A 12,552-nucleotide genomic window follows, 5' to 3' on the forward strand; every position below is an offset into this window, starting at 1 on the left:
GTCCGGGCCGTCACCGGCTGGCCATGTACTCCTCGTAGGCCCTTGTCACCTCGTCGGTCCGGCCGTCCATCCGGATCTCGCCGGACTCCAGCCAGATGGAGCGCTCACAGGTGTCCCGGATCGAGCCGATCGAGTGGCTGACCAGGAAGACCGTACCCGCGTTGGAGCGCAACTGGCGGATCTTCTGCTCGCTGCGGCGGCGGAACCGGGTGTCACCGGTGGCCAGCGCCTCGTCGATCAGCAGAACGTCGTGCTCCTTCGCGGCGGAGATGGAGAACCGCAGCCGGGCCTGCATGCCGGAGGAGTACGTCCGCATCGGCAGGGAGGAGAAGTCACCTCGTTCGTTGATCCCGGAGAAGGACAGGATCTCCGGAACGGCCTTACGGGTCTGCTCGGGGCTCATGCCCATGGCGAGGCAGCCGAGTTGCGCGTTGCGCTCGCCCGACAGGTCGCCCAGCAACGCGGCGTTGACGCCCAGCAGTGAGGGCTGACCCTGGGTGTAGATCGCCCCCTGGTTGGGCGGCATGAGCCCGGCGATCGCCCGCAGCAGGGTGGACTTGCCGGAGCCGTTGCTGCCGATGAGGCCGATCGCCTCCCCCCGGTAGGCGGTGAAGCTCACGCCCTTGACCGCGTGCACCTTGCGCAGGGTCGGGCGCTGCTTCTGGCGTGTGACGATCCGCTTCAGGGCGGCGACCGGCGAGGAGGCGGGGCCGGTGCCGGCGCCGTACACCCGGTAGACCAGGTGGACGTCGTCCACGATGACGGTCGGGATCCGTTCGCCGTGGGCGCCGGTGGTGGCGTTCGCCGGGAGGGTGTTGGGGTCAGCCACGTCCGTACTCCTGCTCGCCTCGCCAAAAGTAGACAAACCCGACGGTGCCGACGACCGCCGCCCAGCCGATCGCCAGCAGCCAGAGTCGCGGTGCCGACGACGTGAGGGGGGCGTTCTCCAGCAGCGCGTGCCGGACCAACTCGATGTAGACCAGCAGCGGGTTCAGTTCGACCAGATTCGCCAGGGTCTTGGGGAGGTTCTGGGCGAAGAGCGCGACGCTGTACAGCACGCCGGATCCGTACATCCAGGTGCGCATGACGAACGGCATGACCTGCTTCAGGTCGGTCACCTTCGAGCCGAGCCGGCCCAGCAGCAGGGCCAACCCGATGTTGAAGATCGTCTGCAGGAACAGCGCCGGCGGCACCAGCAGCCACTCCGCGGTGATCGGCTCGCCGGTCACCAGGACGATGCCGATCAGCACCACCATGGCCGCCAGGAGGTGCCGGAACTGCGTCATCGTGATCGCGATGAGCAGGGCCGCCCGGGGGAAGTGCAGCGCCCGGATCAACCCCAGGTTGCCGACGATCGCCGACGTGCCGGCCGTCGCCACGCTCGAGGTGAAGACGAAGACGAAGAGCCCGACGCAGAGGTAGGCGATGAAGTTCGGGATGCCCCGGCTCGTGTTCAGGATCACGCCGAAGATCAGGTAGTACACCGCGGCGTTGGTCAGCGGTGTCAGCACCTGCCACAGCTGCCCCAGCCGGGCCTGGCCGAACGACGCGGTCACCTTCGCGTTGGCGTACGCCCGCATGAAGTGGCGGTAGGCCCACAGCCGCCGCAGGTAGGCGCCCAGGGTGGGCCGGGCGCCGGCGACGGTCAGGCCGTACCGGGCCGCGAGTTGTGCCCTGGTGAGGTCCGAGTCGGGGTCGGCCACCGCCGTGTTGGCCATGGTTTGGGCGCTCCGATCTTTGATGGGGATGGTGCTCGACGGGAGAGCGCGGGCACCGCTCGCAGGCGCCGGGGTCCGTCGCTGGCGTGGAAAGTAGTCGAAAACACGTCGGGACGCAACCGTACCGTCCCTGCGGTACATTGTCCCACGTGACGACCGAGAAGAGGCGTGCTCCGGCAGGCGCGGCGGTGCTCCGTGGCGAGATCACCACGGCCATCCGCCGTGCCGTCATGCAGGAACTCGCCGCGGTCGGGTACGGGCGGCTCTCCATCGAGGCGGTCGCCCGGCGGGCCGGGGTCGGCAAGACCGCGATCTACCGTCGGTGGAGCTCCAAGCTCGACCTCGTGCTGGAGGTGGTCTCGGCGGCGGCCGGGCGGCGGTTCCCGCTTCCCGACACCGGCGGCCTCCGGGGCGACCTGGAGATGGTGTTCCTGATCATGACGCGGGCGCTGGGGCATCCACTCGCCGCCCAGATCGTTCCCGACCTGCTGGCCGAGGCCGCCCGGAACCCGCAGATCGGGCAGACCCTGCAGCGGGTGCTGCGGGCCAACCAGCGGGACATCGGCGGCCAGGTGATCGGCCGGGCGATCGCCCGCGGCGAGTTGCCCCCGGACACCGACCTCGACCTCGCCGTCGACCTGATCGTCGGTCCGCTCTACTGGCGGCTCGCGGTCTCCCGGGCGCCGCTCGCGGCGGAGGATCTGCCGCGCCTGGCAACCGTGGTGGCCGCCGCGCTGGGGGTAGCATCCCAACCGGTCGTCCCGGACGAACCGGACGTCCAGGTGCCCGACGTGATCGTCAGCACCGACTCCGGTGGGCCGTGACCACCGGTTTCCGACCGGCCGTCCCGGTCACATCCCAACCCGTTAGCATCGCGTTCCGAACGGACTCCCTGTCGACAGGAGGAAGCCCATGTCTGGGCTGAACGGAGATTTCATCCCACCAGCGAAGCCGGTGATCGGCGAGGCCGAGATCGAAGCGGCCGTGCGGGTGCTGCGCAGCGGCCTCGTCGTGCAGGGTCCGGAGGTCAAGGCGTTTGAGGAGGAGTTCGGCGAGCTGGTCGCCGGCCGGCACTGCGTCGCGGTCAACTCCGGCACCTCCGCGCTTCAGCTCACGCTGATGGCGCTCGGCTTCGGCCCGGGCGACGAGATCATCGTCCCGTCGTTCTCCTTCGCCGCCAGCGCCAACGCCGTCCGGCTCGTCGGGGCCGAGCCGGTCTTCGTCGACATCGAGCCCGGCAGCTTCTGCCTGGATCCGGCGGCCGTGGCCGCCGCGGTCGGCCCGCGCACGGTCGCGATCATGCCGGTGCACCTGTACGGGCACCCCGCCGCCATGGACACGATCATGGCGATCGCCGAGAAGCACGGTCTCGCCGTGGTCGAGGACGCGGCGCAGGCGCACGGCGCCAGCCTGAACGGCAAGCCCGTGGGCGCCTTCGGCACGGCCGGCTGCTTCAGCTTCTACCCGACCAAGAACATGCACTCGCTCGAGGGCGGAATGGTCACGACCGGCGACGCCGGGCTCGCCCGTACCCTGCGGCTGCTGCGCAACCAGGGCATGGAGCAGCGGTACGCCAACGAGATCGTCGGTGCGAACATGCGGATGACCGACGTGGCGGCGGCGATCGGCCGCGTGCAGCTGCGCCAGCTTCCCGAGTGGACGGCGCAGCGCCAGGCGAACGCCAAGTTCCTCGACTCCAAGATCATCGGCATGGTGACGCCGCCGGTCGCCGACGGCGCGGTGCACGTCTACCACCAGTACACGGTCCGGGTCCGCGGCGACCGCGACGCCGCCCAGAAGCGGCTGACCGAGCTGGGCATCGGCAACGCGGTCTACTACCCGACGCCGATCCACCGGCTCAAGCCGTACCTGACCGAGGACGGCAAGCCCGGCCCGTGGGAGCTGCCGGAGACCGAGCGGGCCGCCGCCGAGGTGGTCTCGCTGCCGGTGCACCCGTCGCTGAGCCAGGCCGACCTGGAGCGCATCGCCGACGGCGCGAACCTGGCCGGAGGTGCCCGATGAGCAAGCTCCGTGCCGGCCTGATCGGCCTCGGCGCCATGGGCCGCAACCACGCCCGCGTCCTCTCCGGCCTCGACGGCGTCGAGCTGGTCGGCATCGTCGACCCGGCCGGTGACACCACCGGGACGCTGCGCGCCCCCGTCCTGCCCGACCTGGGCGAGCTGCTCAAGCTCGGCCTCGACTACGCCGTGGTCGCCTGCCCGACGGCCCTGCACGAGAAGATCGGTCTGGAGCTGGCGGCCAACGGCGTGTCCGCGCTGATCGAGAAGCCGCTGGCCCAGTCGGTCGAGGCGGCGACCCGACTCGTCGAGGCGTTCGAGGCCGCCGGCCTGGTGGCCGGTGTCGGCCACATCGAGCGGTACAACCCCGCCCTGCAGAACCTGCGCCTCCGCCTGGAGGCCGGTGAGCTCGGCGAGGTGTACCAGGTGGTCACCCGACGCCAGGGCCCGTTCCCGCACCGGATCGCCGACGTCGGCGTCGTCATGGACCTCGCCACCCACGACATCGACCTGACCAGCTGGGTCACCGGTCAGGAGTACACCTCGGTGGCGGCCCGCACGGTCTCCCGCAGCGGCCGGCTGCACGAGGACATGGTCGCCGTGGTCGGCCAGCTCGCCGACGGCACGATGGTCAACCACCTGGTCAACTGGCTGAGCCCGCTCAAGGAGCGGTCCACGGTCATCACCGGCGACAAGGGCTGCTTCGTCGCCGACACGCTCACCGCCGACCTGACCTTCTACGCCAACGCCGCCATCGACACGGAGTGGGAGGCGCTGCGCGCGTTCCGCGGCGTGGCGGAGGGTGACATGGTCCGGTACGCCATCCCGAAGCGCGAGCCGCTGCTGGTCGAGCACGAGCGGTTCCGGGACGCGGTGGAGGGCAAGGAGAGCGACATCGTCACGCTCCGGCAGGGCCTGCGGACCGTGCAGGTGGCCTCCGCGCTGCTCCAGTCGTCGGGCGACGGCAGCACGGTCGACGTGACGACGCGCTCCGGCTCGGACCGGGAGCAGGCGCGAGCCTGACCGGTCGCTGTCCTGTGGATCGCACGGCAGCGGCGGCCCCGGCGCTGCCGCTGCCCGCGACACCCCCTACCCCCGGAGGACCTAGCAGAATGCCACCCCGCGCTGTTCAACCCAGGCTCGCGGTGATCGTCGCCAACGGCATCACCGGCGACTCCCGGGTGCAGAAGATCGCCATCGCCGCGGCGCGTGACGGGTGGGACGTCACCCTGATCGGGGTCGGTGGGGATCGGATCAAGCGGACGAAGATGGGCCCGATCGAGGTGGTCCGGGTTCCCGTCCGCACCCACATGCGGCAACAGCTCACGCCGCACCCGCTCCGCCGCAAGGTCACCCAGTTCGGGATCGCCGACAAGCAGGCGCTGGCGCGGCGGCGCGCCGCGCACCAGGCGTGGGTGCGGCAGGTCACCGCGCGGATCGGATGGTTGCGCGGCGAGCAGGACGGGTCCAGCCTCCGGCGGATGCTGGCGCTGCCACCGAGCCGGGCGCTGGGAGCGGTGGTACGGGTCGGCCGTGCCGGCCATCGCCTGCGGGAGCGCGCGTTCGGTTGGGAGCAGGCTCAGCGGGACAAGGCCAAGCCGACCGGTGACTGGCGCCGGGACTGGCCGCACCTGCTGGACCTCGACCTCGCCGTCGGGCCGGTACTCGAGGCGTTGAAGCCGGACCTGATCCACGCCAACGACGTCACGATGATCAACACGGCGGCGCTCAGCGTCGCCCGGATGCGGGCTCGCGGCGACCGGGTGTCCTGGCTCTACGACGCCCACGAGTACGTGCCCGGCGTCGACTGGCCCAAGCCGGCCATGGACAGCGCGTTTCCCGCCGTGGAGCGGGCGTTCATCCGCCGGGCCGACGCGGTGGTGACGGTCTCGCCGGAGATCGCGGAGCGGCTGCGCCAGGACTACCAGCTGCCGGAGCCGCCGCTTGTCGTCCGCAACACGCCGATTCGCGAGTCGGTCGGCGCCGCCGCGGCCCCGCCGTCGGTCCGCGCGGCCTGCGGGCTCGGTCCGGAGATTCCGCTGCTCGTCTACTCGGGGTGGCTGTCGGCCGAGCGGGGCCTCGGTACGGCGGTCGACGCGCTGCCGCAGCTTCCCGACCATCACCTCGCGATCGTCTCCGGCCGCACCAGCACGGAACTCGAGCTTCTGCTGGCCCGCGCCGTGGAACTCGGGGTGCGGGAGCGGATCCACGTGGTGCCGTACGTCCCACAGCACGCGGTGCCGGACTACCTGTCCACGGCCGACCTCGGGCTGATCTGTTCGAAGCGCACCCTCAACTACGAACTCTCCCTGCCGACCAAGCTCGCCGAGTACCTCCACGCCGGCCTGCCGATCGTGGCCAGCGACGTCAAGACGCTCGGGGAGTACGTGTCACGGCACGGTGTGGGGGAGCTGTTCCGCGCCGACGAGGTGGCGACGTTCGTCGCGGCCGTCCAGCGGGCGACCGCGCGGCGCGCCGAGCTGGCGGCCAGCATCACCGAACCGATCCTGCGCGAGCTGTCCTGGGAGGAGCAGAGCGCCGGCCTGATGGCCCTGTACCGCCAGTTGACGGGGCTGGCGCCCGCGGCGCCGTCCGTCGAGGTCCCCTGGACGGTCGAGGAGTACGCCGCACCGGCGCCGGCGGAGACGGCCGACATCCCGGCCCTGGAGAAGTGGCGGCCGCTGGGGCAGACCCGGGTTCGGCTGGGTCTCGGGCCGGCCAACTACGCCGGGCAGGCCGCCGCGTTCGCGCAGGCGATCTGCCGGGACAACCCGGACGTCTCGGCGGAGGTGGTGATGCGCCGCGGCCCCGCCACCTTCCAGTACCCCGCCGACGTGTACGTGAACGTCGACCGGCTCGGGGAGGTCGCCGTTCAGGTCGAGCAGGTCGAGCGCGTGATCGGGCGGTACAGCCACCTCGTCGTCGACGCCTTCCTGCCGGTGTTCGGATTCCTCAACGGCGACAACATCCAGGGTGATCTGCCCGCCCTGCGGCGTGCCGGCATCAAGGTGGCCGTCCTGGCGCACGGCAGCGAGGTCCGGCACCCGCTCCGGCACCTGGAGCGGCATGAGTTCTCGCTGTTCCGCGACGCACCGGAGGGGACCGTCGAGCGTCTGACGGCCCGGGTGGAGCGCAACCACCGGATCGCGGCGGAGGCCGAGCTGCCGCTCTTCGTGACCACCCCGGACCTGCTGGAGGACCTTCCCGGCGCCACCTGGGTGCCGCAGGTGGTCGACGTGCGCGCATGGGCGAGCGACGAGCCGGTGATGCAGCGTCGCCGGCCGGTCGTGGTGCACGCCCCGTCCACCCGGTGGACCAAGGGCACCGACCGGATCCTGCCGGTCCTCTCGGAGCTGGATCAGCAGGGCGCCATCGAGCTGCGGCTGATCGAGAACACGCCGTGGGCCGAGGTCCGGGAACTCGTGCGGACCGCGGACATCGTCCTCGATCAGTTCGCCACCGGCGCCTACGGCACGTTCGCGGTGGAGGCGATGGCGGCCGGTCGACCGGTGCTGGCGTACCTCAACGAGAGCCTGCACCTGCGTTTCGGTGCGAATCCGCCGATCGTCAACGCCACCCCCGGCACCCTGCGGGAAGTGATCGAATCCCTGCTCGACGACCGCGAGCGAGCGGCCAAGATCGGTGCGGAGTCGGTCGCCTACGCCCGTGAGGTGCACGACGGACGCCGGACGGCTGCCGCCTTCGCCGACTTCCTGAAGTAGGCGCGGAGCCGCCATGGTGGGGCCTCCCCACCATGGCGGCTCCGTCAGCCGAGCGGCCCGTCGAGGTCGTAGGTGAGCCGTTTCGCGATCGACCGCCGCCGGGCCAGACGGGCGGCAACGGGTATCGACTGCGGATCGCAGATCACCACCACGTCGAAGGGCGTCTTCGCGAGCACGAGACGCCGCAGCAGCCGGTGTCGGTTGTCGCCCCGCAGCCGCTGGTAGGTGGGCAGAAAGAGGCGGGCGTGGAGCACGTCCGCGATCCGCCTCTCGTACGTCTCGCCGACCGCGCTGGACCATGACATCAGCGGAAGCCGACCGACCTTCCGGCAGAGCCGGCGGGGCAGGCCGTACAGCGTCTTTCTCGCGACCACCGCGGGCAGCGCCGCCGCTTCGAGGGTGGGAAGTTCGAGCACCTTCACCCGGCGGGAGAACCGCCTCGGGGTGGGCCAGACGGTGGGATCGCCGATGACGACGACGGCGCGACCGCCGTCGGAAGCGACCCGGGCCGCGTCCTGGATGACGATGCGCTGCCGGTCGCCGCCGAGCGCGAGGAAGAGTACGGTTTTCCCGGTCATGCGACTGGCTGCTCCATGCCCCGTTCGGTGACCGCGGTGGTCGCCGCCGTCTCCGGGCCGGCGAACCAGGCGCGGTGGTGGGCCGCGGCCACCGCCTCGTAGCCGTAGCGGCCGGACAGCACGCGTCGGGCCGCGTCCAGGTCGAGCCCGGCGGTGAACCGTCCCCGGAGCCGGCGGAACCCCTCGGCGAGTGAGGTGGGATCGTCCTCGACCGCGACGAACTCCGCGGTGGCGTCCCCGATGCCGACGAGGGTCTCCTCCGGACCATGGCACCGGGTCACCAGCACCGGCATGCCGGCGGCCACCGCCTCGACGACGGTCATCCCGAACGTCTCGAACTGGCTGGGGTGCACCAGCAGGTCGTGCTCGCGCATCAGCCGCAGCGCCTCGTCCGGACCGACGGCGCCGGTGTAGCGCACCGCCTCCGCCACCCCCAACTGCGCCCCGCGCGCCCGCAGCTCCTTCAGCAGCGGGCCCTCACCGACCAGGGTGAGGGTCAGGGTGGGGTCCTCCCGACGACACTGCGCGAACGCCTCCAACAGCCGGAGGACACCCTTGCGGGCGATGAGCCCGCCGACGAAGAGCCACCGCCGCAGGTCGGTCACCGGAGCGGGTCGTACGGCGGCGAAGGAGACCGGATTCGGGATGATCGCGATCCGGTGGGCGTGGTGCGGAAACGCCTCGACCAGTGGGTCGCGTACCGCGCGGCCGACGGCGAAGAAGCCGGTGCACCGGTGCAGCAGCTCGTCGTACATCCGGCGGGCCTCGGGCTGGGCGAGCACCGCGTCGAGGAAGGTGGCGTGTTCGGTCACGAAGAGTCGCGCGTCGGGCCGGGCGTTACGCAGGGCGGCCCAGCCACCCGGCAACCCCACGTGGGCGTGCACGACGGGTGCGTCGATCGGGCCGCGTCCGAGCGCGGCCCCGACCGTGTCGGCATGCCGCTTCGCGATCTCGGCGTAGGTGAGACCGAGGGCCAGCGGGACCGGCAGGCGCAGCAGCCCGGCGATGCCGTCGACGGGCTGTGGACGCAGGATCCGGGGGAGCAGCGCGTGATGGGCCCGGATCAGCTCGGCCTCGACCGCGGGCGGGTAGGGACCGACCCACTCGTCGCAGTGGTAGACGAGCGTGCGGTGCGGCCCGGACGAGGTCGCCTGCACCATCGCCCGGACGAAGGCGCCGAGGAACGGGCGGTGGCGGCTTGGGTACCAGGGCGTGACGATGGCGACGTCGCTGGAGGGAGCTGGATCCACGTCTGTCTTGTCCCCTTGGAGCCGTTGGGCGGACAGACGCTACCACGCGACCGAGCCGTTGTCGGTACCCCCGGACAGTGCCGTGCCCGCAGCTGGGGGCCGGGCCCGCGAAGCGGATCCGGCCCCCGACGTCGGCTCTGTGCGGGACGTGCCGCGTGGCTGAGCGGCCGGCCTCAGCCAAGGCGCTCGGCGAGGATCCGGACGACCCGCTCGGCCGCGTGACCATCCCCGTAGGGCGTGCCCCGGTCGGCCTCCGGCGCGGTACGGGTGGCCGTGGCGACCCATCCGGCCGAGCCGAGCGCCGCCGGATCCGGTACCAGGTGGTTCCAACCGTTCTGCAGGGTCTCCACCCACTCCGTCTCCGACCGCAGCGTGGTGCAGGGCCGGCCCAGCAGGTAGGCCTCCTTCTGCAGACCGCCGGAGTCGGTCACCACGCCGGTCGACCCGAGCACGGCCGCGATCAGGCCCGCGTAGCCCAGCGGCTGCCCGACGTGCACCGCACCCTGGCCGACCTTCAGGCCGTACTGGTCGGCGCGGGCCAGCAGGCGCGGGTGCGCCAGCAGGGCGACCGGCACGGGAAGCTCCGCGAGCGCCGCCAGCAGGGCGGCCAGCCGCGCCGGGTCGTCCGTGTTCTCCGCCCGGTGCAGGGTGGCGAGCAGGTACGGGGCGTCCGGGTCGATGCCCTCGGGAAGGGCGGGCCGGGGGTGTTGCTGGTTCAGCACGTCGTCGCGGATGCGCAGACACACGTCGACCATGACGTCACCGGCGAGGACCGTGCGCGCGGCCAGCCCTTCGGCGCTGAGGTGGCGCACCGCCTCCTCGGTGGGGGCCAGCAGCAGGTCGGCGCAGTGGTCGGTCAGCACCCGGTTGTGCTCCTCGGGCATCCGCCGGTTGAACGACCGCAGCCCCGCCTCCAGGTGGGCCACCCTGATGTGCTGCTTCACCGCGGACAGGGCGCCGGCGAGGGTGGAGTTGGTGTCGCCGTACACCAGCACCCAGTCGGGGGCGTGCTCGGCGAGGACGGGGTCGATGGCGGCGAGCACCCCGCCGGTCTGTACGCCGTGCGACCCCGAGCCGATGCCCAGGTGGACGTCCGGGTCGGGGATCCCCAGGCCGGAGAAGAACACGTCGGAGAGGTTGGCGTCGTAGTGCTGGCCGGTGTGCACGATGACGTGCTCGTGCTCGGTCCGGGCGAAGGCCGCCGCGATCGGCGCCAGTTTGACCAACTGCGGACGTGCTCCGACGACGCTGACTACCTTCACAGCTCTGACTCCTGCACTTTCGAACGCTCAACGAGTGGCAAACGCTTGTCTGGGCGGTTGGCGAAGGCCGGCGGCGAGGGATCATCGGGGCTGTCCCGAGGCTCGGCGGAACACACGATACGTCACCTTGCCCGTTCTCCGGTGGTGACTCCCGGCCGACCGCGGCGGGTATCCGGAGGGCTGACGGGCCGATTCCGTGGGGGCGGGCTAGATTTGCTCATCCGGTGCGGCTGACGCCCGCCCGCACACGCGCCACCGGTTCACGGCCCGACGCGTGTTTCCGGCCATTCACCTACATTGCCGTACACTCGCCGGGGTTTCCGGCAAGAGTGCCTGAACGAGAGGAAGTACGACCAACATGAGCTTGGGCGACGCTGTCGGTTCACACGGCGGACGGGGCCGGGTGGTGATGCTGGTGGACAACGCGGTCAGGGGCGACTCTCGGGTACAGAAGGCGGCGTTCTCGGCGGCGGAGGCGGGCTGGGAGGTCGTCCTGCTCGGCCGTGGCCGTGCCGGGCAGCCAGAGACCTGGCAGCTCGGGCAGGCCGAGGTGCGGCTGGTGCCGATGGTGGCGCCCATGGCGAAGCACCGGCGGGAGCTGCGGCGGGTGTGGCAGCGGGGCCTGCTGGCCTACCCACCGAACGGCGTCGCGCCCTACCGGCAGCAGCAGATGACGGCGTGGCGGGCGGATCTGCGCGTCCGCGAGGACCAGCTCCGCCTGGCCGCCGCGACGGGCCGGGATGACCAGCGCCTGCGCCTGCAGCGGCAGGTGCTGCGCGCGGAGCGTGCCGCGGCCGGCGTCGCGCAGAAGTGGGTCTCCTTCCGGCACTGGCAGCTGACGCAGGGGCAGAAGGCCCGGCGCAACAGCACCGGCCCGGTGTCCCGCCTGTCGACGTGGTTCTGGGAGGCCGTCAAGGGTGACGGTGCGTGGCGGCGGCTGGAGCCGGGGCTGTGGGACTACGAGCTGGCCTACGGTCCGGTCATCGACGAGCTGCGCCCCGACCTGATCCACGCGAACGACTACAAGATGCTCGGGGTGGGCGCCCGCGCCACGATCCGGGCACGAGCCGCCGGCCGCGACGTCAAGCTGGTGTGGGACGCCCACGAGTTCCTGCCCGGCCTCAACCCCGCGCTGGCCAAGGGGTCGTGGCTGCGGGCGCAGTGCGCCCACGAGCGGGAGTACGCGCCGGTCGCGGACGCCGTGGTCACCGTCTCCGAGGCGCTTGCCGACCTGCTCGTGCGGGAGCACGGGTTGACCGAGCGTCCCGCCGTCGTGATGAACGCTCCCAGCGTCCGCGGCGCCGACGCGGCCGACCCGAGCGGTGCGGCTCTCGACCTGCGGGCCCGGTGCGGTGTCGACGCCGACACCCCGTTGCTCGCCTACTCGGGCGGTATCGCGCCGGTCCGGGGCGTGGACGTCATGGTTGACGGGCTGCCCCAGCTTCCGGATGTGCACATCGCCCTGGTGTCGGTGCCGCCGGGTCGCCCCACCACGCCGTACATCGACAAGCTGTTGGCCCGGGCCGCTGAGCTGGGCGTCGCCGACCGGGTGCACGTCCTGCCGTACGTCGGGCACAACCAGGTCGCGCAGTTCCTGTCGGCCGCCGACGCCGCGGTGAGCCCGCTGCACCACCTGCCCAACCACGAGATCGCGCTCAGCAACAAGTTCTTCGAGTACTCGCACGCCCGGCTGCCGATCGTGGTCAGTGACGTGAAGACGATGGCCGAGATGGTGCGCACCACGGGTCAGGGCGAGGTGTTCCGGGCCAAGGACGTCGACGACTACGTCCGGGCGGTGCGGGCGGTGCTCGCCGATCCGGCGCGCTACCGTGCGGCCTACGATCGGCCCGGTCTGCTCGAGGAGTGGACCTGGGAGGCGCAGGCGAAGGTTCTCGACGGGGTCTACCGCCGGCTGGTTCCGGGCAAGGCGCCCGCGCTGCCGAGCGACGACGAGGCCCGGGTGCTGGAGGTCAGCGCCTGATCGTCCTGCTCGACGTGCGACGG

Annotated in this window: 10 protein-coding genes; 5 read left to right on the forward strand and 5 right to left on the reverse strand. The window is 71.8% G+C overall.

The annotated features are described in order from the left end of the window. Window positions 1–10 precede the first annotated feature (10 nt). Complete coding sequence (locus tag ABTW87_RS22275) at window positions 11–829, reverse strand: ABC transporter ATP-binding protein (RefSeq protein WP_350652871.1); 819 nt, start codon at window positions 827–829, stop codon at window positions 11–13. After that, complete coding sequence (locus ABTW87_RS22280) at window positions 822–1,718, reverse strand: ABC transporter permease (protein WP_350652872.1); 897 nt, start codon at window positions 1,716–1,718, stop codon at window positions 822–824. Before ABTW87_RS22280 ends, ABTW87_RS22275 begins: the two co-directional genes overlap by 8 nt. 188 nt (window positions 1,719–1,906) lie before the next feature. Between ABTW87_RS22280 and ABTW87_RS22285 the strand changes: the two genes are divergently transcribed. The 4 genes from ABTW87_RS22285 to ABTW87_RS22300 all read left to right on the forward strand — a co-directional run bounded on the left by ABTW87_RS22285 (window position 1,907) and on the right by ABTW87_RS22300 (window position 7,458). Continuing rightward, window positions 1,907–2,542, forward strand: coding sequence for a TetR/AcrR family transcriptional regulator (locus tag ABTW87_RS22285; RefSeq protein WP_350652926.1), 636 nt, complete (start codon window positions 1,907–1,909; stop codon window positions 2,540–2,542). 88 nt (window positions 2,543–2,630) lie between these two features. After that, on the forward strand, window positions 2,631–3,740 hold the full coding sequence (locus tag ABTW87_RS22290) for a DegT/DnrJ/EryC1/StrS family aminotransferase (RefSeq protein WP_350652873.1): 1,110 nt from the start codon (window positions 2,631–2,633) through the stop codon (window positions 3,738–3,740). Then, on the forward strand, window positions 3,737–4,759 hold the full coding sequence (locus ABTW87_RS22295; protein ID WP_350652874.1) for a Gfo/Idh/MocA family protein: 1,023 nt from the start codon (window positions 3,737–3,739) through the stop codon (window positions 4,757–4,759). The genes ABTW87_RS22290 and ABTW87_RS22295 overlap by 4 nt, the downstream gene beginning before the upstream one ends. 89 nt (window positions 4,760–4,848) lie before the next feature. After that, window positions 4,849–7,458, forward strand: coding sequence for a glycosyltransferase (locus ABTW87_RS22300; RefSeq protein ID WP_350652875.1), 2,610 nt, complete (start codon window positions 4,849–4,851; stop codon window positions 7,456–7,458). Window positions 7,459–7,502: 44 nt separating this feature from the next. On the opposite strand, the gene ABTW87_RS22305 is transcribed toward ABTW87_RS22300, so the two are convergent. From ABTW87_RS22305 to wecB, 3 genes are all read right to left on the reverse strand, one after another. Continuing rightward, entirely contained in the window at window positions 7,503–8,036 is a 534-nt protein-coding gene (locus ABTW87_RS22305; protein WP_350652876.1) for a hypothetical protein, read from the reverse strand. Then, window positions 8,033–9,286, reverse strand: a complete 1,254-nt coding sequence (locus ABTW87_RS22310; protein WP_350652877.1) for a glycosyltransferase family 4 protein — start codon at window positions 9,284–9,286, stop codon at window positions 8,033–8,035. Before ABTW87_RS22310 ends, ABTW87_RS22305 begins: the two co-directional genes overlap by 4 nt. 173 nt (window positions 9,287–9,459) lie before the next feature. Next, window positions 9,460–10,548, reverse strand: a complete 1,089-nt coding sequence (wecB, locus tag ABTW87_RS22315) for a non-hydrolyzing UDP-N-acetylglucosamine 2-epimerase (RefSeq protein ID WP_350652878.1) — start codon at window positions 10,546–10,548, stop codon at window positions 9,460–9,462. A gap of 409 nt (window positions 10,549–10,957) precedes the next feature. Here wecB and ABTW87_RS22320 point away from each other — a divergent pair, with 409 nt between their 5' ends. Beyond that, complete coding sequence (locus ABTW87_RS22320) at window positions 10,958–12,529, forward strand: glycosyltransferase family 4 protein (protein ID WP_350652927.1); 1,572 nt, start codon at window positions 10,958–10,960, stop codon at window positions 12,527–12,529. Window positions 12,530–12,552 lie beyond the last annotated feature (23 nt).

It is taken from the genome of Micromonospora sp. NPDC126480 (genome assembly GCF_040302465.1).
In the GTDB taxonomy this organism is placed as follows: Bacteria; Actinomycetota; Actinomycetes; order Mycobacteriales; family Micromonosporaceae; genus Micromonospora.